Annotated in this window: 24 protein-coding genes; 22 read left to right on the plus strand and 2 right to left on the minus strand. The window is 28.4% G+C overall.

Annotation, left to right across the window (positions count from 1 at the left end; genetic code table 11):
* Window positions 1–8: 8 nt before the first annotated feature.
* Window positions 9–857: a CAP domain-containing protein gene (locus VN21_RS12865; RefSeq protein WP_046823598.1), complete on the minus strand. Its 849-nt coding sequence runs from the start codon at window positions 855–857 to the stop codon at window positions 9–11.
* Window positions 858–1,207: 350 nt separating this feature from the next.
* On the opposite strand from VN21_RS12865, the gene VN21_RS12870 reads away from it, so the two are divergent.
* The 18 genes from VN21_RS12870 (at window position 1,208) to citG (ending at window position 19,614) form a co-directional block, all read left to right on the plus strand.
* On the plus strand, window positions 1,208–1,753 hold the full coding sequence (locus VN21_RS12870) for a type I restriction enzyme HsdR N-terminal domain-containing protein (protein ID WP_046823599.1): 546 nt from the start codon (window positions 1,208–1,210) through the stop codon (window positions 1,751–1,753).
* A gap of 412 nt (window positions 1,754–2,165) precedes the next feature.
* On the plus strand, window positions 2,166–3,050 hold the full coding sequence (locus VN21_RS12875) for a sigma-70 family RNA polymerase sigma factor (RefSeq protein ID WP_046823600.1): 885 nt from the start codon (window positions 2,166–2,168) through the stop codon (window positions 3,048–3,050).
* A gap of 191 nt (window positions 3,051–3,241) precedes the next feature.
* Window positions 3,242–4,885, plus strand: coding sequence for a dynamin family protein (locus VN21_RS12880; protein WP_161794399.1), 1,644 nt, complete (start codon window positions 3,242–3,244; stop codon window positions 4,883–4,885).
* On the plus strand, window positions 4,878–6,548 hold the full coding sequence (locus tag VN21_RS12885) for a dynamin family protein (RefSeq protein ID WP_046823602.1): 1,671 nt from the start codon (window positions 4,878–4,880) through the stop codon (window positions 6,546–6,548). The genes VN21_RS12880 and VN21_RS12885 overlap by 8 nt, the downstream gene beginning before the upstream one ends.
* 508 nt (window positions 6,549–7,056) lie before the next feature.
* Window positions 7,057–7,695: a DedA family protein gene (locus tag VN21_RS12890; protein WP_084822144.1), complete on the plus strand. Its 639-nt coding sequence runs from the start codon at window positions 7,057–7,059 to the stop codon at window positions 7,693–7,695.
* 127 nt (window positions 7,696–7,822) lie between these two features.
* Window positions 7,823–8,167 (plus strand): AbgT family transporter, encoded by a 345-nt coding sequence (locus VN21_RS12895; RefSeq protein ID WP_084822146.1) that lies wholly within the window; start codon window positions 7,823–7,825, stop codon window positions 8,165–8,167.
* Window positions 8,168–8,328: 161 nt separating this feature from the next.
* Window positions 8,329–9,807, plus strand: coding sequence for a YjjI family glycine radical enzyme (locus VN21_RS12900; protein ID WP_046823605.1), 1,479 nt, complete (start codon window positions 8,329–8,331; stop codon window positions 9,805–9,807).
* Complete coding sequence (locus tag VN21_RS12905; RefSeq protein WP_046823606.1) at window positions 9,807–10,646, plus strand: YjjW family glycine radical enzyme activase; 840 nt, start codon at window positions 9,807–9,809, stop codon at window positions 10,644–10,646. Before VN21_RS12900 ends, VN21_RS12905 begins: the two co-directional genes overlap by 1 nt.
* A 152-nt stretch (window positions 10,647–10,798) precedes the next feature.
* A complete protein-coding gene (lepB, locus tag VN21_RS12910; protein WP_046823607.1) occupies window positions 10,799–11,332 on the plus strand; it encodes a signal peptidase I in 534 nt (177 codons plus the stop codon).
* 87 nt (window positions 11,333–11,419) lie between these two features.
* Complete coding sequence (locus VN21_RS12915; protein ID WP_046823608.1) at window positions 11,420–12,097, plus strand: GntR family transcriptional regulator; 678 nt, start codon at window positions 11,420–11,422, stop codon at window positions 12,095–12,097.
* Window positions 12,098–12,340: 243 nt separating this feature from the next.
* On the plus strand, window positions 12,341–12,625 hold the full coding sequence (gene citD, locus VN21_RS12920) for a citrate lyase acyl carrier protein (protein WP_046823609.1): 285 nt from the start codon (window positions 12,341–12,343) through the stop codon (window positions 12,623–12,625).
* Between the two features lie 11 nt (window positions 12,626–12,636).
* Window positions 12,637–13,536 (plus strand): aldolase/citrate lyase family protein, encoded by a 900-nt coding sequence (locus VN21_RS12925; RefSeq protein ID WP_046823610.1) that lies wholly within the window; start codon window positions 12,637–12,639, stop codon window positions 13,534–13,536.
* Window positions 13,536–15,089, plus strand: a complete 1,554-nt coding sequence (gene citF / locus VN21_RS12930; RefSeq protein ID WP_046823611.1) for a citrate lyase subunit alpha — start codon at window positions 13,536–13,538, stop codon at window positions 15,087–15,089. The genes VN21_RS12925 and citF overlap by 1 nt, the downstream gene beginning before the upstream one ends.
* A 70-nt stretch (window positions 15,090–15,159) precedes the next feature.
* Window positions 15,160–16,521 carry a citrate/sodium symporter CitS gene (gene citS, locus VN21_RS12935; RefSeq protein ID WP_046823612.1) on the plus strand — a complete coding sequence of 454 codons (1,362 nt, stop codon included), beginning with the start codon at window positions 15,160–15,162 and terminating at the stop codon, window positions 16,519–16,521.
* Between the two features lie 79 nt (window positions 16,522–16,600).
* A complete protein-coding gene (locus VN21_RS12940) occupies window positions 16,601–17,026 on the plus strand; it encodes a phosphate-starvation-inducible PsiE family protein (protein ID WP_046823613.1) in 426 nt (141 codons plus the stop codon).
* On the plus strand, window positions 17,019–17,219 hold the full coding sequence (locus tag VN21_RS12945; RefSeq protein WP_046823614.1) for a hypothetical protein: 201 nt from the start codon (window positions 17,019–17,021) through the stop codon (window positions 17,217–17,219). Before VN21_RS12940 ends, VN21_RS12945 begins: the two co-directional genes overlap by 8 nt.
* Window positions 17,220–17,234: 15 nt before the next feature.
* Entirely contained in the window at window positions 17,235–18,263 is a 1,029-nt protein-coding gene (gene citC, locus VN21_RS12950) for a [citrate (pro-3S)-lyase] ligase (protein WP_046823615.1), read from the plus strand.
* Window positions 18,241–19,614, plus strand: coding sequence for a triphosphoribosyl-dephospho-CoA synthase CitG (gene citG / locus VN21_RS18285; RefSeq protein WP_052952068.1), 1,374 nt, complete (start codon window positions 18,241–18,243; stop codon window positions 19,612–19,614). Before citC ends, citG begins: the two co-directional genes overlap by 23 nt.
* Before the next feature lie 16 nt (window positions 19,615–19,630).
* Here the strand turns inward: citG and VN21_RS12960 are convergent, their stop codons facing one another.
* Window positions 19,631–20,308, minus strand: coding sequence for a GntR family transcriptional regulator (locus VN21_RS12960; protein ID WP_046823616.1), 678 nt, complete (start codon window positions 20,306–20,308; stop codon window positions 19,631–19,633).
* 305 nt (window positions 20,309–20,613) lie between these two features.
* Here VN21_RS12960 and VN21_RS12965 point away from each other — a divergent pair, with 305 nt between their 5' ends.
* The 4 genes from VN21_RS12965 to VN21_RS12980 are packed head-to-tail and all read left to right on the plus strand — an operon-like array spanning window position 20,614 to window position 23,882.
* Window positions 20,614–22,014: an oxaloacetate decarboxylase subunit alpha gene (locus VN21_RS12965; protein WP_046823617.1), complete on the plus strand. Its 1,401-nt coding sequence runs from the start codon at window positions 20,614–20,616 to the stop codon at window positions 22,012–22,014.
* A gap of 17 nt (window positions 22,015–22,031) precedes the next feature.
* Window positions 22,032–22,328 (plus strand): OadG family protein, encoded by a 297-nt coding sequence (locus VN21_RS12970; RefSeq protein ID WP_046823618.1) that lies wholly within the window; start codon window positions 22,032–22,034, stop codon window positions 22,326–22,328.
* 37 nt (window positions 22,329–22,365) lie between these two features.
* The gene (locus VN21_RS12975; RefSeq protein ID WP_046823619.1) at window positions 22,366–22,722 is read left to right on the plus strand and encodes a DUF2118 domain-containing protein; all 357 of its coding nucleotides are present in this window, start codon (window positions 22,366–22,368) and stop codon (window positions 22,720–22,722) included.
* A 35-nt stretch (window positions 22,723–22,757) separates the two neighbouring features.
* Window positions 22,758–23,882 (plus strand): sodium ion-translocating decarboxylase subunit beta, encoded by a 1,125-nt coding sequence (locus tag VN21_RS12980; protein ID WP_046823642.1) that lies wholly within the window; start codon window positions 22,758–22,760, stop codon window positions 23,880–23,882.
* Window positions 23,883–24,058 lie beyond the last annotated feature (176 nt).

Below are 24,058 nucleotides of genomic sequence, written 5' to 3' on the forward strand. Positions count from 1 at the left end.
ATTTTATATTATTTACCTATAAACATTTGTGTCCAGTATAAAGAAGAACCATTTGAAGCTATACCAACACCTAGTTCAGTGAAACTTGGGTTAAGTATATTCTTTCTATGACCGTCAGAATTCATCCAAGCATTCATAACCTCTTGTGGAGTTTCTTGTCCCATAGCTATATTTTCTCCAGCTGAAGTATAGCTTATACCGAATTTCTTCATCATGTCAAATGGAGACCCATAAGTTGGTGATGTATGGTCAAAGTAGTTTTTATCAATCATATCTTGTGATTTTAAAGTAGCTACATTTGATAATTCTGAGTTAAACTTAAGAGCTTGAAGCCCTCTGCTTGTTCTTTCTTTATTAACTAAATCTAATACTTCTTTTTGGAAACTTGCAAAGTTACCAGATGGATTAGAAGGTTGATCAGGTTTTACTTCAGGTTTAGATTCTTGATTAGAATCTGTATTGCCTTCTGGTTTAGAATCAGGCTTAGATTCAGTATTATTATCTACATTAGGAGTAGATGGTTTATTTGAATTAGAATCTGTATTACCTTCTGGTTTAGAATCAGGCTTAGATTCAGTATTGTTATCTACATTAGGAGTAGATGGTTTAGCTTGTGAAGTAGGACACTTCCCTTTATTATTTAAAATATCTTGTATTAAATAGTGTAAAGGCTTTATAGGTGTTGAACAGTCTTTACCATTTACATTAACAGATAAGTATTCCTCATAGCCTTTATTGTCGCAATAAACTTTTTTGCATATAGTTTCATTTGATGCAGCATTAATAGGTAGTGTAGAACAAACTCCTATTATAGATACTACACCTAATGATAATAATGTTTTAACTTTGATATTCATAATTAAGTCACCTCTTTAATGTTATAGTTTTATAAATGAATTGTTTGAAAATGTTACTGTTTTGTAACCTGCAAGACGCGCTACCCCCTAGCGCCTATATCTTGGATGTAACTATAGTATCATAAAGCCCAGCATTTATGCATTGTTAAGTTATGTAAATATTATATATAAATTACAATAATGTAAAAATTAGAGTATATATGCAAAAATAGTGTAAAAACTATATTGATGGGTATAAAAGCATTAAACCTTTAAATTTAAATATAAATAGCAAAAAATTTAGTTAAATTATAAAAAAAATGGTATACTATTAAAAGGTAAAATTACCAAAAGATGAAAGGAGAATTACTATGTCAAAAGAATTAGTAAAAGATAGAGTTATAAAATACTTAATGGAAGATTTATTTGTTCCACAAGAGATGATAGATACAGATGTAGCGTTATCAGAATTTGAAGAAGGTGCAGAAGGTGTAATAGATATAATGGTAAATGTAAAAGACAATGAAGATTTTTACGCTCCTGTTATGATAATAAAATGCCTAGATGAGGAAACACCTTTACAAGGAGAAGTAGCTCAAGAAGCAGTTAACTTCTTAGAAGATGTAGATAATATAACTTTAGCAGGAAGAGCTGTTTTAACTAATGGAAATGAAATGATGTATGCAAACTGGACTGGTGAAGAATATGATACAGAAGAATCACTTCCAGAGTATGATGTTATGGTAAAAGAATTTTTCGAAATGGAAGAATTAGTAAAAGAGCATGAAGCATCTCATGACTGTGGATGTGGAGAAGATCATGACCATGAAGATCATGAATGTTGTGGTGGACATAGCCATGGTGAAGACCATGAATGCTGTGGCGGAAGTTGTGGATGCAACCACGACAATAAATAATAAAATATGCTTAAATTTGCGATGAAATGAGGGTTTAGCTTGACTAAACCCTTTTATTAATGGTATTATAAATCTGTTATAATCTCATTAATATTTTACCGTAATATAGGGGCAAGGATTATTATTGGATTTATTAATAGGGATTTGACTTTGTCGTTCGAGGGTAAAAGACTGCACATTGTGCAGTCTTTTGTTCTTTATAGTAATATTGTAGTTAATAAAATATTATTTTAAAAAAATATAAAAAAAATCAAGGAATTTGATATGTAAGTGTAGAATAATAGATATAGGAATTTGTTGACAACTAAAAAGTATTTTTTTAGAAAAGTTTACATACTATTAACATGAGGATGAAACTACAGACACTTTTTAAATTTGATTAACAAATTATTAGAGATAGAAGGGGTAGATTATGGGGGCTAAAAGAGAACATACTTACGAAAATTACATTTACAGTGATTCATCAAATTCATCAAATGCTATGAAAATGTACTTAAAAGAAATTGAAGAGTACAAAATGTTGTCTGCGGTAGAGGAAATTGAATTAGCTAAAAAGATAGATGAATCATTTATAGGAGCTAAGGAAGAATTTATCAATGCAAATTACAGATTAGTTGTTAGTATTGCTAAAAAATATAGAAAAGAAAATATCGATATGCTTGATTTAATTCAAGCAGGAAATATAGGACTTATAAAAGCTGTAGAAAAGTATGATTATAAAAAAGGATATAAATTTAGTACTTATGCTACATGGTGGATAAAACAAAGTATAACTAGATACATAGATGATTGTGAGAATACTATTAGAATACCTGTTCATCTACATCAAAGAATTAACTTTGTGAAAAGAAAAAAACAGGAATTATCACTAGAGCTACAAAGAGAACCTAAAATAGAAGAGTTAGCTGTAGCATGTGAGATAGAAGTAGAAAAAATAATAGATCTACTTAAACGAGATAAAAACATAGTTTCATTGGATACACCTATAAAAGAGGATGAAGATAGTAGCTTAGTTGAGTTTATACCTTCAGATGCATACTTTGGGGATGTAGTTATGCATGAAGTAGAACAACATAACTTAAGAGAGAAAATTGAAGAGTTATTAACTGGATTAAGCGAACAAGAACAAAGAGTTCTTAGAATGAGATTTGGATTAGATGATGATATACCTAAGACATTAGAGGAAATAGGAAAGGTGTTTGGTGTTACAAGAGAGAGGATAAGACAGATAGAAGCTAAGGCTATAAGAAAGCTAAGACATCCAAGTAGATTAAAACAATTAAAGCATTTTTATTAAAATATATCTATTTATGTAAAAAGCTATGCAAACGTTATTCGAAATGTTTGCATAGCTTTTTTATGCTTAAGGAAATTAGTTTTATAAAGTAAGTCATATTAAGAGTATGTATATTAATATAATTTAAAGTATATGAAAAACTTATTTCAAGGATTGATGCTATGTATTATTCAAATCGAGAAAAAGTTTATATGGAAATCTATTCAGATATTGAAACTATTAAAGAGACTCTAAAAAATATGAAGATGCAATCTTTTTTAGAGTCAAGTAAAACGTATAAGCTTATAGTTGAAATTGAAAAAGAAATAAACATAATTTCTAAAAGTATAAATGAACTTAAAGACCCATTTTTATTATTTGTTATGGGTCCTGGAAAATATGGAAAATCAACTCTAATAAACTCACTGATAAAAGATAATAAATTAAAAACAAAAGACACTCCAAATACATGGAGGTTAGATATATTAACAGCATCTGATTCTAAAAAAATGGATATTGTACGTGGATATGAAACTAAATCTTATGAGTATGATGAAGGGTTATCAATTTTAGAAGAAGAAGAAGAAAAAGTTAAGAACTCAAAAAAATTTATAAAATACAAATTTGAGAGAATAAAGAAGAATAATGATTTAAGTGTTTATGATTTAAAGGATTACAAAAAGTCTTTAGAAGAACAGTATTTATATAAATACGATATTGTGGAGGTAAAGCATTATATAAACAAAAGTGGAATTTTAAATGATTTTATTATAGTTGATACCCCTGGTTTAAATCAAAATTTACTTAAAAATACTAAAGAACGAATGGCTAATTATTATAAAAGAGCAGATGGGGTAATATGGATTTTAGATGCAAAGAACATAGTTTCAAAATCAAGTAACGATATGATAGTTGAATTGAATGAAAATTATGTATTAAGCGATGATTATAATAATATAATTTGTGTAGTAAATAAAGTCGATGAGATAAGAAATAAATGCAATGACTTATCAAAAGTTAGAGAAAAAGTTGTAAATTTATATAAAGACTATTTTGCAGATATAGTTTTTATATCTTCCAAAGAAGCAGTTGATGGATATATAAGTAATGATAAGAAACTTACTAATTTAAGCAATATAGACGAATTAATAAAAAGTATAAATAGCAATTTTAAAATAAATTCAGAAAAAATGCAAATTAAGTCAAAATATATGCATTTAAAAATTAGTAGTGAACATTTAGGAAAAGTGATTAATATTTACAAAAGAGATTTATATGAATACTTATATAAATTTGACCAAATAAAAAGAGATATAAATTATGAAATTGAGAAGTTAAAATCATATTTTGAAAATAAAATAAATACATGTACAAATATTGAAAACTTAAAAGCTAATGGTGTTTATACTCAATTAAAAAAATTAGAAAACTTACTAGAAATAGAACTTAATAATATGTATTTAAGTTTAAATAAGAAAATTTTATGTTGTGATGAAACAGATGACTTAAACCATATTGATGTAAATATAAGCAAGTCAAAAGAAATATTAAATATTGAATATTTAATAAAAGAAGAAAAAAATCAATATAAAGAAATCGCTCTTTTAAGTAAATTAAAAAAAGTAAAAAATTACGAAACAAATATGTATTTAATTATAGATGAAAGGAATAAATTAAGGTCAAATTTATTAAATTATCTAGATAGTCAATTAAACAGTATAGAAAAAGATATAATTAATAAATCCACCAAAGCATTTAGAAGAAAATACACAGATTATATGATAATAAAAGAACATTTAAGGAAAGTTAATGATATTGATAATATTTTAAAAAAATGGGGGGATTATGTTGGGTAACTTAAATAATTATATTGAAGAAGCTAGATGTACTTTTATAGAATCTCCAGTTAGAAATTATTTAATGAAAGAAAAAAATGTACCTTTTAAAAAGATTATTAAACATAACCTAGAAGAAGTTATGAATAATTTTGATATTTTGTTAGAGAAACCATATAGCCAATTAAAATTAGCGATTATGGGAGAAGTTAAGTCAGGAAAATCTACATTAGTTAACGCTATTGTAGGAAGCGAGGTATCAGAGGTAGATGTATTAGAAGCTACATCATCGATTATAAATATTTTTTATAATGAAGAAGAAACTTATGAAATAGACCAAAACTGCATAAATATAGGTATAAATTCGGATGTATTAAAGGATATTAGCATAGTGGATACGCCTGGATTAAAAAGTATTACATCAGAAAATGAAAATAAATCTATACAATATATACAAAATGCCGATATAATATTATATGTTTTTGATTCAACCCATATAGGGCAAGAAGATATAAAAGATGCTGTAGAATTAATTGCATCTTATGGTAAACCTATAGTTGGGGTGTTAAACAAAGGAGATTTGCTACATGACAATCATCAAGAAGTTTTAGAGTATATAGAAGATGAATATGACCTATATATAGATAAATTTTTTATAATATCATCTCATTTAGAGTATCAAAATAATATAATAAAAAATGCTGTAGCAAAAGAACATGATTTGGTATCAGAATACTCAGATGAATTAAAAAGAAACTTTGTATCATTAATAGAATTTTTAAAAAGTATTAGAACTAGTAATGATGAAATAAAACTTCAAAGTGTAAACTCATCTATAGAAGCCTTAAAACACAAAGAAAAGGTATATCATTATGAATACTTAAAGTCATTAGAAATGCTATCACAAGAATTATCAAATCATAAAAATTTATTAAATGGAAAGTTTGATTATATACAAGCTAAAATGGAGTTTGAGATAAATGAGTGGTTGGATAAAAGCTTTTTAGAAGATGAAATACATCGAATAAATAAAAATATGGATATAGCTAGAGAATATATAAATGATAGCTATATAAATAATGTCATAAATAATGAAAAGGTAAAATTGGATGAATTATTTTTTAAAGAGTGGAATGAATGTATAAAAGAAGTTAATAGCATTACTAATAATAAAATAAAAGAGTTTATAAAAGACATAAACTATAGAGATTACAATATCGATTTACCTAAGGTTAAATTAAATGAAGAAGAAATAGATATGAACGAAATGCTAGCAACTATTGGAACAGGGGCTTTACTTGGAGCTACATCTGGTAGTGCACTAGCTGTATATGCAGCTGCTTTATCTGCATCTGCTCCAAGCGTAACAATAGGGGCAGCAATGCTTACTTACTGTCCACCACTCCTTTTAGCAGGTACGGTAACTGGAGGAATTGGAAAAGTATTATATGATAAGTTAAAACAAGATCAGATGAATAAGGATATAATAGAAGATATAGAAAGCTTCAAAGATAATATGAAATTTGAGATAAAAAATATATTGATAGATATATACGAAAAAGCGAGCAAAGAAATTATAAGAATAGATCAAGGAATATTTGAAAATTCAAAAGATGTATGTATGAATGAATACGAAATAGAAGAACTTCAAGCTGATTTGAAGGAATATATAGATAAACTTTAACAAAAAAAGCGTTAATTAAACTTAATTAACGCTTTTTTCAGGCTAACGTCTATTATATATTTTATATAATGAAAATGCTATATTATCTGTAATTTTATTAAACCCTGTATCATATGCTAAAATATTGTTTCTTATGTAAAATGAATTAAAATCAAGTTTGTTTTTTATAGCTAAATTAGATATATAACTATACCTTATACAAACCATAGATAAAAAATATATTCAAAAAATCATAAAAGAAATTAAAAAAAATATAGACATATAGAAACCCCCCCACAAAGTTTATAAATATATGTTCCTATAATTAAATTGTACAACCTATAGTCTGAAATTTCAAAGAATTAATAAATACAATATGCGAGAAAAAATTATATAAATCCCTAAAGTTCAAAACTATAATAACTAAATTATAATTATGATTATAAAATAGGGGATAAAAATATAATATTGATATATTTAGGCTAGCTATGATATTATAGTAAATACAGTACTGTTTAAAACACAGTAGTTGAAAAGTTTAGTAAAAGAGGTGGAGAGGTTGGAGTTTAGGTCATTAGTTGAAGAGTTTATAATAAACTATGGATTAATTAGTGTTTTTATTGTAGTAGCATTAGAATATGCAAACCTTCCTCTACCAAGTGAATTAGTTTTACCATTAGTAGGGATATTTGCATTTAAATATAATATGAATTTTGCACAAGTAGTAACTATATCCATATTAGGAGGAATAACTGGATGTATAGTCAATTATTATTTAGGATATAAATTTGGGAAGCCTTTAATTGAAATTATAATAGGAAAGTTTCCTAAGACTGAAAAATCTGTAATGTCATCATATTCATGGATAAAAAAATACGATAAAATGTCTGTAATGATCTCAAGAGTAGTTCCAGTAGCTAGAACATTTATTTCTATAGTAGCTGGGGTTATAAAAATGAATATAATAACTTTTATAATTTACTCAACTATAGGTATTGGAATATGGAACTTGGCTTTAATTTCAGCAGGATACTTGCTAGGACATGAAATACATATTATAACAACTATATTGAAACAGTACTCTTTATTAGTATGCATAATAGCTGTTATATTTACGATAGTTTATATAATAAAAAGTAGAATAAAAAAAACTCATAAAGACACGTAGTGTCTTTTTGATTAAAACTAAAGTAATTATGATTATAAAATACATACATGTGATATTTAGTTGAGTATTAATTTTTATTAGTGAAAATTTATAATGAATGTGAAATTGGTGAAAGTTTAGACTATTTATAAATTTATCTTTTGTGTTAGAATCTGTACTGGCATTTTTAATACCTTCATCATCAGGACTTGCATCACTTACAATACCTGTATTATATCCACTTTCAGATTTAGTTGGAGTATCTAGTCAGTTAATAATAACTGCGTATCAATTTGGAACTGGTATTATTAATTTAATTACACCTACGTCAGGAGTTTTAATGGGCGCACTAGCATTTGCTAAAATACCATGGTCTAAATGGTTAAGATATATAGCTCCATTAATAGGAGCAATAATTGTAGTGTGTATAGCATTTTTAACAATTGGATTATACATAGCATTTTTAACAATTGGATTATACATAGGATTTTAATAAAAGTAGCAGCTTATCGATATGATTAAGCTGCTATTTTATTTAAGTGCATAATAAAATTAAATTATAAAAAATATAAATAAATGTTTATTCCTATTAACAAATGTTTATTAGTGTGATAGAATTGATGTAATAAATATAAAATAATGGGGGACTAAATAATGAACAGTATAGAACAAATATTACACTCTATGGATATGCAATATCATGAAAAAAGAGCTAATATGGCAAGATTAGCAGAAGATTCTTTAGCGCCTTTAAAAATAAGCGAAGAAACAAAGTCTTATTTAGATAAAAAAATATTATGTGATATGAATGAAGGCGCTAGACCATATAGACCTAGATACGTACTACCTGACTATGTAAAGTTTATAAAACAAGGTAGTGAGTACTTAGATATACAGCCACCAAAAGATTTATATGAGGCTGTTAATGCAATGTTAATACTTTATAAATATGTACCATCTATAACTGGGTATCCTGTTTATGTAGGTCAAATAGACGATGTATTAGAGCCATTTATGGATACTGTAAGTGAAAAAGAAGCTTACAATTTAATAAAAATGCTACTTATAAACATAGATAGAACCTTACCGGATGCATTTGTTCATATGAATATAGGACCAAAAGATAGCAAAGTTGGAAGACTAGTCATACAAATAGAAAGAGAACTTAGAAAAGCTATACCTAATGTTACTTTAAAGTGTAGTGAAGAAACTCCAGATGACCTTATAAAGTATGGTATAGAATCAGCTCTTGAAAATATAAAGCCATACTTTGTAAACCATAAATTAATGACTAATGATTTAGGAGAAGATTATGGTGTAGTTAGTTGTTATAACTCACTTAGAATAGGTGGTGGAGCACATACACTAACTAGATTAAATTTAAAAGCATTAGCAGAAGAAAGTAAAGATTATGAAGATTTTATGAATGTACAACTTCCAAAAGCAGTAAAATCACTATCAGAACTTACAAATGCTAGAATTAAATATTTAGTTGAAGACGTTAAGTTCTTTGAAAGTTCATTCTTAGCAAAAGAGGAGTTAATAGATTTAAATAAATTTAAATCTATGCTATCTATATATGGAACTTTTGAATGTGTTGAAATATTTACAGGAAAACAAATGGGTCATGATGAGAGAGCGAATGAGGTAGCAGAAGAAATATGCAAACGATTTGCTGAATTAGTTAGAAATGAAGATGCTCTGTATTGTGGAGGAACAAAAGGTAAGCATGGAGTCCATGCACAAGGGGGATTAGAATCGGACACAGATACAACTCCTGCGATTAGAATCAAGTATGGATGTGAACCTGATATATTTGATCATATTAATTTATCAGGAAAACTTCATAAGTATTTTGATACGGGATGTAGTGATATATATTTATTTGATGAAACTGCAAAAAATAATATAGATGGAATGCTTAGAGTTGTAAAAGGAGCTCTTGAAAATGGAATAAGAGTATTATCTATAAACAGCGATTCTTCGGAATTTATAAGAATAACTGGATACCTAGTTAAAAAGACGGATATAAATAAATTTAATGAAGGCAAAAACTTAAGAGAAGACTCAGTTGTTTTAGGTGCATTAAGTATGAAAAATGGAATCGAAGAAAGAAAGGTAAGAACTGTTTAATGAAAGCTCCTGTTAATAAAATTATAAATATGAGTTTTATAGATGGGCCTGGATGTAGGATAAGTATATTTTTGCAAGGTTGTAATATGGAGTGTATATATTGTCATAATCCAGAAACCCAAAATATTTGCTTTTCATGCAAAGAGTGTATAGATGTATGCAAGGCAGGAGCACTTACATTTGAAGGTAAAATAAAATATGATAAAAACAAATGCATAAATTGTGATGAATGTATAGGTGTGTGTAAGAAATTTGCTTCACCTAAAATTACTTATTACGATACAACTGAACTATTTAACTATATCAATAAATATAAAAACCTTATAGATGGTATTACGTTTTCTGGAGGAGAGTGTACTATTTATAGTGATTTTATAGTAGAATTTGCTGATATTATTCATGAAAAAACAAATCTAAATGTTTTTGTTGATACAAATGGAAATGTAAAAGAAAAAGATATTGATAAGCTTATAGAACATGTAGATGGATTTATGTTTGACTTAAAGGCGTTTAAAGGGGATACTCATATAAATGTTACAGGAATAGAAAATAATATAGTTTTTAATAATATAAATAAATGTGCTAAAACTGAAAAACTATATGAAATAAGAACTGTATTAATCGAAAACATAAATGATGATTGGGATACATTTATAGATGAGGTTAAATATATAAAAAATTTAAATGAATATACTAAATTTAAATTAATACCATTTAGGCAATATGGAGTAAAAGGAGAACTTTCTAATTTTAGAGATTATCCGAAAGAAAAATACATGAAATACCATGAAAAAGCGAAAGAAGTATTAAAAGAGAGAATGATAAACCCTATTATTTAATATAATGAATATATATGTAAACCTAGGTAACAAATTGTTATCTAGGTTTTTTTTATGCAATAAAATAGAGTACGAAAGCCTAGAATTAGCAAAGGACATACATTTATAAAAATAGAAAACTAATTACATGAATAAATGTATGGGGGGATAACATGAAAGAAAAAGTTATAGAAAAAACTATCGAATGGGTAAAGGTTATAACGTTAGCTATATGTATGGGGCTTATAGTTACATATTTTATTGTACCTACAGTTGTGAGTGGAGAATCAATGTATCCAACTTTGAATACTAAAGATTACTTGATAATAAACAAGTTAGCATATAAAACTGGGAATCCGAATAGAGGAGACATAGTAGTATTTAAAACTGACTTGAAAAATAATGATGGAGAGAAAAAGAGTTTAGTAAAAAGAATTATAGGACTCCCAAATGATCATTTAGTAATAGAAAGTGGGCAAGTATATATAAATGATAAGCTAGTAGACGAGCCGTATTTAGAAGATACTTACACAGCGGGAGATATAGATATAAAAATACCAAGTGATAGTTATTTTGCTATGGGTGATAATAGATTAGTAAGTAAAGATAGTAGAGATTCTGATGTTGGAGTTGTGAATAAAAATGAAATAGTTGGCGAAGTAAGTATGAGATTGTTTCCATTTCAAAATTTAGGACAGATAAAGTAAAAGCTATAAAATATTTGTATATTATTGTATTAGCAACTATAATACTATTAGGGGAAAAAATAGCTGAATTTAAGGATGTAGATATATATGAATATAATATTTGATAAAGTTGAGAATGATGATATAAGGCCAATTAGAGAGATTGTTTTACATGAAATTAGAAATGCAATATTTGAAGGTAAACTAAATCAAGGAGATAGACTGATTGAAAATCATATTGCTGAAAGAATGGGGGTCAGTAGAACTCCTGTAAGAGAGGCTTTAAGACAATTAGAAATAGAAGGGTTAGCAGTTAATGTACCTAGAAAGGGAACTTTAGTAAAAGGGATATCTAAAGAAGATGCAATTGAAATATATGATATAAGGGAAGTTTTAGAGGGATTAGTTTCAAGGTTGGCCTGTTTACATATAACAAGACTAGAAATTAGAAGGTTAAATGAAATAATAAGCATAATGGAAGAATCTATAAAAAATAGTAACAATAGTGAGTATATAAAGGCTCATAACGAGTATAATCAAATACTGTTAAATGCAAGCAAAAACAAAAGGTTAATAGAAAGATTAGAAACTATATACGATTATTTGAAAAGTTTGAGAAGAATAAGTTTAATGACAAATGAAAGAAGAGAAGAAGCTATAAAAGAGCATAAAGATATAGTAAAAGCTATTGAAATTGGAGATGAGGAATTGGCAGAAAAAGTTGCTAGGATTCATGTATATAATGCAAAAAAAGCATTTATAAAAGCATGTGAAATAAAAAAATAAGCATTGGATAATATTATCCAATGCTTATTTTTTTACGTTAAATGAAATTACCCTTAATAAAAATTTTGGATATCCTATTAAGTTATATAAATACACTAAAAAAACACAGTTGATGAAAACGATTTATTGAATGAGTGAGATTTGTATGCTACACTGAAATAAAGTATACTAAATCAGTAAATTGTATACAATTTACTGATTTAGTATAAGAACAAATAATTAAAGAGAAAGGGAGTAAAACATATGGAATTAAAGGTAACTGCTAGTGCTGGGACATTAGAGTCGAGTGATATTCAAATAATCATAGAGCCAAGCTGCAATGGGATAGAATTGAATCTTAAAAGTACAGTAATGGCACAATTTGGGGAACAAATAGAAAGTGTTATAAAAGAAACCTTAGAAAGCTTAAATATAGAAAATGCTAAAATATTTGCAAATGACAAAGGAGCAATAGATCCAGTTATAAAAAGTAGGGTACAAACAGCTGTATATAGATCAGCCAAAAATAAAGATTATAAGTACATATAAGGAGGTATTTTATGAAATTAAGACGTTCGATGTTATTTGTTCCTGGAAATAATCCTGGATTAATAAGAGATGTTCATATATATAAACCAGATTCGATTATGCTAGATTTAGAAGATGCAATAGCAATAACAGAAAAAGATTCAGCTAGGTTACTAGTATATAATATGTTAAAAGAATTAGGTGATTACTATGAAGAATTAGATATAGAAACAGTAGTAAGGATAAATGCATTAGATACAGAATTTTGGAGAGAAGACTTGGAGGCTGTTGTAAGAGCTGGAGTTGATGTGATAAGAATTCCAAAGGCAGATAAAGCTGAAGATGTTTCAACTGTAGAAAATGAAGTTGAAAGAATTGAAAAGGAAATAGGAAAAGAAATAGGAAGTACTAAACTTATGGCTGCTTTAGAATCTCCTATGGCAGTATTAAATGCATATAGTATAGCGACATCATCTAAAAGGCTTATAGGAATAGCTTTAAGTGGAGAGGACTTTGTTACATGTATGAAAACTAATAGATCTATAGAAGGACATGAGCTACACGCAGCACGAGGAATGGTAGTATTAGCGGCAAGAGCGGCTGGGGTAAGTGTACATGATACGGTTTATTCAGATGTGAATAATGACGAAGGATTTATAAATGAAGCTAAATTTATTAAACAATTAGGATTTGACGGCAAGTCTTTAATTCACCCAAGACAAGTAGAATTAGTACATAAGGTATATACTCCAAATAAAAAAGTTATAGATAAGTCATATAAAATTATAAAAGCTACAGAACAAGCTGTAGCTGAAGGTAAAGGAGTTTTTACTGTAGATGGTAAGATGGTTGATAAGCCAATAATAGAAAGAGCTCAACATGTTTTAACATTAGCTAAGGCATCTGGAATAAACATAGGAGGTGAAAAATAATGAATAATAAAAGAATAGAAGAAAGCTTATTAAAAAGTATAAAAGGGTATGAGCACAGAAAATCATATGATTCTGCATTTAAAAACCAACCGAAAGGGACAATTTTAGATTCTAGCAGTAAAAATATAAAAGACAAGGTTAAAAGAACTAAAGTTATAGATTCGTTAAAGGATGCAATAATAAAAGCTGGAGTAAAAAATGGAATGACAATATCTTTTCATCATCATTTTAGAGCGGGTGATAAGTTAGTTATGATGGTAACAGATTTATTATCTGAAATGGGGATAAAAGATATTAGGATAGCATCTAGCTCGCTTGCAAATTGCCATGGAGGTTTAGTTGAACATATAAAAAGTGGAGTTGTTAATAGAATTGAAAGTAGTGGCCTTAGAGGAAGGTTAGCAAATGAAATATCAGAAGGAATACTAGGTGAAAACCCAGCAGTCATAAGATCACATGGAGGAAGGGCTAGAGCTATAGTTGAAGGTGATTTAAAAATAGATGTTGCATTTTTAGCAGCTTCATCATCTGATTGTATGGGAAATGCAAATGGAGTTAAGGGAAAATCAATTTGTGGATCTTTAGGGTATGCTATGGTAGATGCACAGTATGCAGATAAAGTAATAGTAGTTACGGACACACTAGTTGACTACCCTAACTTTCCTCAAAGTATACCACAAACAGTAGTTGATTATGTTGTAGTGGTAGATGAAATAGGAGATTCAAAAGGGATAATGTCTGGAGCAACTAGATTTACATCTAATCCTAAAGAATTATTAATGGCAAAACGAGTATTAGATGTAATGTTGGCATCAGGATTATTTAAAGATGGCTTTTCTATGCAGACAGGGTCAGGAGGAGCTTCACTTGCTGTTACTAGATTTGTAAAAGAGGAACTAATCAAACAAGGAATTAAATGTAGTTATGCCTTAGGAGGGATAACTAAACCAATGGTAGAGTTACTTGAGGAAGGATTAGTAAAACAATTATACGATGTTCAAAGTTTTGATTTGTTTGCAGCTGAATCTGTAGGAAAAAATAAGAGACATGTAGAAGTTAGTGCTGATTTTTATGCAAATCCATTTAATAAATCAGCAGGTGTAAACAACTTAGACTTTGTTATATTAAGTGCATTAGAAATTGATACGGATTTTAATGTAAACGTTATTTCGGGATCTGATGGAGTTATAAGAGCTGCATCAGGAGGGCACAGTGATACGGCTGCAGCTGCTAAAATATCAATATTAGTAGCTCCGTTAACAAGAGGCAGAATATCAACAGTAATAGACCAAGTTACTACTGTAGTTACACCAGGATCAACTGTAGATGTTGTTGTTACAGACTATGGAGTAGCCGTTAATCCTAATCGTGATGATTTAAAAGAGAAATTTATAGAAGCTGGTATAAATGTAGTAACATTAAATGAGTTGAGAAATATAGCGATTAGATTATTAGGTACACCTAAGGAAATAGAGTTTACAGATGAAGTAATTGCAGTAATTGAATATAGAGATGGAAGCATAATTGATGTTGTTAAGAAGATAAAAAAATAAACTAATAATACTTATGGATATAAATAGCCTTAGAATATATTAATATATAAAATTTGGAGGGGTTTAACTAATGACAACAGTAGATGTAAAAAATAAAAAAGAATTATCTGGAAAATCGTCATTTAAAATGTTTGGGATACCATGGCAGATGTTTGCTGTTATTACAGGAATAGTAATATTTGCAATGTTAAAAGGGAAGTTACCTGATAATTCTTTAGGAGCATTTGCATTACTTTACACTATAGGAATATTATTTGGAACTATAGGAGATAGAATCCCTATATGGAAAGAATATGTTGGAGGAGGGTCTATACTAGCTTTTCTAGGATCAGCATGGTTAGTTTATATAGGGTTTATACCAAAGAGCACTGTTGAAACTGTAAAAATGTTTATGGATACAGCAGATTTTCTAGATTTGTTTATAGCTGTATTAATAACAGGGTCTATATTAGCTGTTAATAGAAAACTTTTATTAAAGGCTTTTGCAGGTTATATACCTGCAATATTAGGTGGAGTTTTTTGTGCATTTGTATTTGGAGTATTTGGGGGAATGATATTTGGTATACCGGCTAGTAAAATAGCAACTTCTTATGTTCTTCCTATAATGGGAGGAGGAACAGGAGCTGGTGCAATTCCAATGAGCGAAATATATTCAAGTGTAACAGGAGGAGATCCAGGAAAGTTTTTATCATTTGCATTATCAATACTAACTATAGCTAATATAGTAGCCATAATAACTGCCGCAATGCTAAATAAATTTGGACAAACAAAGTTTGGAAGTAAGTTTAATGGGAAAGGTGAACTTATAAGAAATGCAGAAGACTTATCAAAACTAGATGAAAAAGTAGAAGTAAAAGTAACAGCAAGAGAGGTTGCAGCAGGACTAGTATTATCGGCTACATTTTATGTTGCGGGAAATATACTAGGAGAACTGGTTAAAATACCACAATTTACTCTATTTGGAATAGATGTTAAGATAGAAATTCATAGATTTGCATGGATGGTTCTTTTAGTTGCGGGATGCAATGTATTAAACTTTATACCTTTAGAATTAAAAGAAGGAGCAAAAAAATTACAAGGATTTTTCTCAAAACAATTTTTATTGGTAATAATGGTTGGAGTTGGGATAGCTTTAACAGATTTAGGTGAAATAATAGCTGCATTTACAATATCTAATCTTGTAATAGCAACTTTTATAGTGATAGGAGCTATAATAGGATCTGGAGTTATTGGATGGATAGTTGGATTTTATCCAATAGAGACAGCTATAACAGCAGGACTGTGTATGGCAAACAGAGGAGGTTCAGGAGATTTAGCAGTATTAGGGGCAGCAAAGCGTATGGATTTAATTTCATTTGCACAAATTTCATCTAGATTAGGTGGAGGAATGATGCTTATAATAGCTAGTATAATGTTTGGAATATTTTTCTAAATCTCAATAATAAAAGAGTGTTGTTTTAAACAATGCTCTTTTTCCACATATAAAAATATATAATTTTAGAGGATATAGAATGAAAAAATTTTATAACAAGAGTACTGTGTTGAAAATATCTCATATATTTGAATTTGTACTAGCTTTAGTTGTAATTGGAGTTGTAATATTAGGAACAATAGATAGTTTGAGAATTATATGGGGATATTATATTGTTGATTTTAAGAATCCTGTACAATATGATCAATTAAATAATATTTTAGCTCATATATTACTTTTAGTCATAGCTATAGAATTAGTTATAATGCTTACTTTACATAAAGCAGAAGCTATATTAGAAGTTCTATTATACGCCATAGCTAGAAAAATGATACTTCTTCCTAAAAAAAATTCTATTGATGATTTATTTATAGGAGTTATATCTATTTCCATATTATTTGCTATAAAAAAGTTTTTAATTAACAAAGAAAACAAATTAGAAAATAAGGAGGATGAACATGGCTAAGAAAAAAAGAAAAAACAACAAAGAACTTTTAAAAGAGATTAGAAGCGAAGGGATGTTTAAAGAGGCTGAAGATATAGCTAATAAAAAAGTAAAATATACTATAGCTAGTGGGAAAGACGGGGCTATAATAGCTATTACATTATTTTTATTTATGATAGGTTTCACTCTAATAAATAAAGTTTTTACTAAATAGGTTGAGAGGTGTTAAATGTATTACGATATAGAGGTTATAGATTTAAATTCTAATGCTGAATTTAAAATTGTTGAAAATTTCTTAAGTAAATTCAATTTAAAATATGAAAATGCTGATTATACAATAGTATTAAAAGATAGAAAAAATGTAATTGCAACATGTTCTAAGTTGGGGAAAATTTTAAAATGTTTTGCAATAGATCAGGATTACCAAGGAGAGGGTATTTCAAATATTTTGGTATCAAAAATAACAGAAAAGCTATTTGAAGAGGGTGTATATCATAACTTTGTATTTACAAAGCCAGAAAATACGTATTTATTTAAAAGGCTAGGTTACAGTTTGATAATAGAGACAGATAAAGTAAGTTTGCTAGAGATTGGAAATAGGAAAATAGAAGATGTTTTATCCGAGTTAATAAAAAAGTATGATATAGATACAACTAAAGAATATGCTACTTTGGTAATGAATTGCAATCCATTTACACTAGGTCATAGGTACTTAATAGAAAAAGCATCTAATGAAAATGAAAATGTTATAGTTTTTTTAGTAGAGGAAGACAAATCTCTATTTCCCTTTAACTTAAGGTTTGAATTAGTCAAAAATGGAGTTAAAGATTTAAGGAATGTATTAGTTGTAGAAAGTACTGAGTATATAATTTCAAGTACAACTTTTCCAACATATTTTTTAAAAGAAAACGATGATAGTTTAAAAGAGTACACTAAAATTGATTGCAATATATTTGGAAAATATTTTGCTACTAAACTGAATATTAAATCTAGATATGTAGGTAGTGAAAATTCATGTATAGTAACGAAAGAATATAATTCAAGCTTAAATGAAATTTTACCCAAATATGACATTGATATTAAAATCGTAGATAGGAAACAACATGCTGGACAAGATATAAGTGCATCAAATGTAAGGAAATTATTATCACAAGATAAAATAGAATCAATTAAAGAGATTGTACCTAGTGTTACATATGATCTTTTACTTAGTAGAGAAGGGGAAAAAATAAGAAATGAAATTAAACGAAATAGATAGATTTTTGCTAGATAGAGAAGGGAGAGTGCAACTTCAAGAGCAATTACTTCAAGAATATAATAAATGTACATTAGTAACTGTTAGGGTTAATTATCCTGGATTAGCAAAATCAAATTTTATAACAGATAAAATACAAACTGTAATAAGCGATGAAATAAATGAAATATGTAATGAAGTTATAGTTTCAAAGGAAAAATATAAAAGTTTAGAGGGATATATAACTCATTTTTTAATTGATTTAGATTGTTTAAGTACTAAAAAATTAATGATTAACATTGAAGAAAATCATATTTTAGGTAGATGTGTTGATATAGATGTTTATAAGTTAAATGAAGATAAAATATTTACTATCTCCCGCAGGGATTTAGGAAAAGGAAATAGGTCCTGTTTTTTATGTAAATTAGATGCGAATATTTGCGCTAGAAAACAAAGTCATAGTATAAATGAAATAAAATTATATTTTGAAAATAAATACAATGAGTACATAAATTATTTAAAGAAAAGAGAGATTATTTCATCGAAGTTATCTAATCTAGCTTTAAAGTCTATAATTTCAGAGGTATCAACATATCCATCGTTTGGATTAGTATCTCCTATAAGTAGTGGTGCACATAATGATATGGATTATTATACTTTTTTAGATAGTGCATTCGCAATTGTACCATATTTGAAAAAAATGGCTGAGAAGGGATATTCCTATGACAGTGAAGAAAATATATTCAGAAAAATAAGAGAAGTAGGGCAAAAATCAGAAGAAGAGATGTTTAAGGCCACAAAAGGAATAAATACTCATAAGGGTATGATATTTCTAATGGGAATAGTAATAGCTGGGGTATCAAAAAATATATATGATAAAAAGTCTTTTGGAAATATACAAAAAATTATAAAAAGCATGGTTAAAGATATATTAGATGACTTTAAAAAATTGGATAAAAAAGAAACATTAAGTCATGGAGAAAAGTTATACAAAAAATATAAATTTACAGGGATAAGGGGTCAAGTCAGTGATGGATTGGATTTTATATTTAATAAAATATTAACTGAATATAAAGAGTTAAAATTAGAATTAAAAGGAAATGATCTTTACTCACATACATTATTAATATTAATGAGTGAAGTTGAAGATAGCACTATTGTATATAGGCACGATATAGAAACATTGAAAAAAGTACACAAAGATTGTAAAAATTTATTGAACTTAGGAGGAATGATTACTGACGAGGGAAAAAAATTAGCACTTGAATTGGAACTAGAATACATAGATAGGCATATAAGTCCTGGAGGTAGTGCAGATTTGTTATCAATAGTAATTTTTTTAGATGAGGTTTACGATACATTCTATAAAATATAGGGGCTTATATAAGCCCCTATATTTCTTTTAAAACTATAGATAATGAATCTTTCAAGTGTTTTTTTATGAATTTTTCAGCTAAATCTCTATCTTTATTTACAATAGCTTCTAAAATTTTTCTGTGTTCAAAAATTGCATTTTTTCTTCTATTTTCATCGAGTATTGAAATATTTCTAAAATGATGTAAGTAATCATTTAGCTGAGATATCATTAAAGGTAGTCTATTCATTTTACTAGATTTATATATGGAATCATTAAACTCTTTAAATAAATTTTGAACTTCATCTAATTTTCCTTCAGAATTTTTTAATTCTGTTAAATCTAGTAAATTTTTTATTTGACATATTTCATTTTCAGTAATATTATCTATAGTGTTATCAATAATTAAAATTTCTAATGCCTCTCTTATTTTATAGACCTCTAAAGCATCATCTTTAGTAACGGTTTTTACAACTACTCCATACTTTGGAATATATTCAACAAGTTCTTCTGACTGTAGTTTCTTTAAAGCTTCACGTATTGGAGTTCTACTAATTTTTAGTTTATCAGCATATTCTTTTTCAATTATACGTTCACCAACTGGTATTTTACCAGTTATTATTGTTGTCCTTAAACTTTCGTAGACAACGTCTCGTAAAGGTTTATTCTGAGAAAAATTTGTATTTTTTACGATTTCATCAATCCAATTATTCATGATTTCTACCTTTCAAATTAAAATGTGAAAATGTTTTTTATATTTTAAATTTTAACTTAAAAAAACAAAAATACCAATACTTAAAAAATAAAAAAAGACAAAAAACTAAAAAAAATCTTACTATATAAAAATAATTCAAATAAGAAAAAAGCTTAATAAAACGATTAATTATTGAAAAAGCACACTAAAAAAACAATGAAAAATATTAAAAAGGCTTTAGAAATTAAACGAAACAATATATAATGTAATTGAGGTAAAATTTTAAATTGGGTATATATTTATAAAATTAGGAGTGTGAGGATATAGTGAATCAGTTAAAAATAACTGAAACAGCATTAAGGGATGGCCATCAGTCTTTAATTGCTACAAGGTTAACCACAGAAGAAATACTACCTATATTAGAAACTATGGACAAGGTAGGATATCACTCTATGGAAGTTTGGGGTGGAGCGACGTTTGATGCATGCATACGTTTTCTAAACGAAGACCCATGGGAAAGATTAAGGAAAATAAGAAAAAAAGTAAAAAACACTAAACTACAAATGCTTTTAAGAGGACAAAATCTTCTTGGATATAGAAACTATGCAGATGACCTAGTTGATAAATTTATTAAACTTTCACTGGAAAACGGTATTGATATAATAAGAGTATTTGATGCGTTAAATGATGTTAGAAATATCGAAGCATCTGTGAAAGCTATCAAAAAATATGGAGGGCATTGTCAGTGTGCAATTTCCTACACTACAAGTGATGTTCATACAACAGAGTATTACTTAGGTGTTTTAAAGGACATGGAATCTATGGGGGCAGATTCTATATGTATAAAAGATATGGCTGGAGTTTTAACTCCTTATAACGCTTATGAGCTAGTTAAAAAGATGAAATCCATAAGTAACCTGCCAATAGAATTACATACGCATTGTACTAGTGGGATAGCGGATATGATATATATGAAAGCTGTTGAGGCTGGAGTAGATATAATAGATACCGCAATATCTCCATTTTCTGGAGGAACATCTCAACCTCCAACAGAATCCTTAGCTGTAACATTTAGTGAAATGGAAAGAAACCCAGGGTTAAATATGGAAGCACTACTAGAAGTTGCAGAATACTTTAAACCTATAAGAGATAAATATATGGAACAAGGTACTTTAAATCCAAAAGTGTTATTAACAGAGCCTCAAACTTTAAATTATAAGGTTCCAGGCGGAATGCTTTCTAATTTACTTTCTCAGTTAAAGCAACAAAATGCAACTGAAAAATACGAAGATGTATTAAAAGAAGTTCCAAGAGTTAGAGCAGACCTTGGATACCCTCCATTAGTTACACCTATGAGTCAAATGGTAGGAACTCAAGCTTTATTCAATGTATTAACTGGAGAGAGATATAAACTAGTTCCAAAAGAAATAAAAGATTATATAAAAGGACAATATGGAAAAGCTCCAGCACCTATAGATAAAGATATTAAGAAAAAAATAATAGGTGAAGAAGAAGTTATAACTATAAGACCGGCAGATCTTTTAGAACCAGAATTTGAAAAGATAAAGTCTGAAGCTGGAAAATTAGCTAAGTGTGATGAAGATGTATTAACATATGCACTATTCCCACAAGTAGCACCGAACTTCTTAGAAAATAAATACAATCCAAAAAAAGAAGAAGAGTTAAGTGAAGAAAATAAAATTCACTATATAACAGTAACTATGTAGAAAATGGGTGATAATTAATGTTTGGTAATGAAATAAGTATAATGGAAGCTATCAATATAACTATATCTAGTATGACTATAGTATTTTTAACTTTAATATTGATATCTCTTGTATTGTCTTCGTTTAAATATATATTTAAAGCAAAACCACAAGTAAAAACAGTTATAAAAAAAGAAGTAGAAACAGAGCAAATAGCTTTTGACGAAGATGATGAAGAAGATAGAGTAGTAGTTGCACTTGCAGCATCTATAATGGCAGGTGAAGGAAAAATAAATCCTAATCTTCATGTAAAGAGAATAACAAGAATAAAATAATCGCTATAATAATGAAATTTTTAAGGGAGAGATAAAAATGAGCGCTAAAACATATCACATAACATTAAATGGAAAAGTTTACGAAGTTGAAATTGAAGAAGTGAAAAAAGGAGAAAAACCACAGCCTATAATTCAAGAGAAGGCACCAAAACCTCAGAAGGAAGTTCAAGTTGCAGGTTCAGGAGAAGCTATAGATGCTCCAATGCCAGGGACTATAGTAAATATAATGGTTAGTAATGGAGACAAAGTAAAGAAAGGCCAAGTTATAGCTATACTTGAAGCTATGAAAATGGAAAATGAAATAGTAGCTCCAATAGATGGAACAGTTGTTTCTATTGATGTTGAAAAAGGCCAAAATGTAAATCTTGGGGATAGCTTAGTACAAATAGGATAATCGTATAGAAAATAGGGGGCGTTACTGTGTTAGAAATGTTACAGACTTTCTTTGCAAACACTGGATTTGCAATAGTAGATTATAGACAAATAATAATGATTTTAATAGCATGTGTATTTTTATACTTAGCTATAGCAAAGGGGTATGAACCATATCTTTTAATACCTATATCGATAGGTATGCTTCTTGCTAATATGCCAGGAGTTGACTTAATGAAAGCAGCTACCGATTCGGAAAATGGAGGACTTTTATATTACTTATATCAAGGAACAAAATTAGGAATTTATCCACCTCTAATATTTTTATGCATAGGTGCAAGTACAGATTTTGGTCCAATAATTGCAAACCCTAAAACACTTTTACTAGGAGCAGCAGCTCAATTTGGTGTATTCTTTGCATTTATGGGAGCTATATTATTAGGATTTACAGGTCCTGAATCGGCATCTATAGGTATAATTGGTGGAGCGGATGGGCCAACAGCGATATATTTAACAGGAAAATTAGCACCACATCTATTAGGAACTATAGCTCTTGCAGCATATTCTTATATGGCACTAGTTCCAGTTATACAACCTCCAATAATAAAAGCTCTGACTACTAAAGAAGAACGTATGGTAAAAATGGAACAATTAAGAGCTGTTTCAAAAACAGAGAAAATAGTATTTCCAATAGTTATAATGATATTAGTTATAGGGTTATTGCCAACAGCGGCACCTCTTATAGGTATGCTAATGTTTGGAAACTTAATAAAGGAAAGTGGAGTAGTTCCAAAGTTAGTTGAAACTGCAACAGGACCTATGTTATACATAATAACTATAATTCTAGGATTAACTGTTGGAGCTACAGCAAATGCAGAGACATTTTTAACTTCACAAACGTTAGGAATAACAGCTATGGGACTTGTAGCATTTTCAGTAGGAACAGCAGCAGGAGTTTTATTCGGTAAAATAATGCACAAATTAAGTGGTGGTAAGGTTAATCCAATGATAGGAGCAGCAGGAGTTTCAGCAGTTCCTATGGCAGCAAGAGTTGTTCAAAAGGTTGGACAAAAAGAAAACCCTTCAAACTTCTTACTTATGCATGCAATGGGACCTAATGTTGCAGGTGTTATAGGATCAGCTGTAGCAGCAGGAGTTTTATTACAACTATTTGTTAAATAATAAAAATAAAAGCTATTTTGATATAAGGTATGAGTTCGAGACTTAGAGTTCCTTATATTGAAATAGCTTTTTGTTTTTAGTTAACTTCTAAAAAGAAATAGTTGACAAAAACCTTTTAAGCTATGTACAATAAAAATGTAAACTATTTATTTTATATGGTTAACTAATAAGGAGGA

The sequence above is a fragment of the Paraclostridium benzoelyticum genome, from assembly GCF_001006285.1.
In the GTDB taxonomy this organism is placed as follows: domain Bacteria; phylum Bacillota; class Clostridia; order Peptostreptococcales; family Peptostreptococcaceae; genus Paraclostridium; species Paraclostridium benzoelyticum.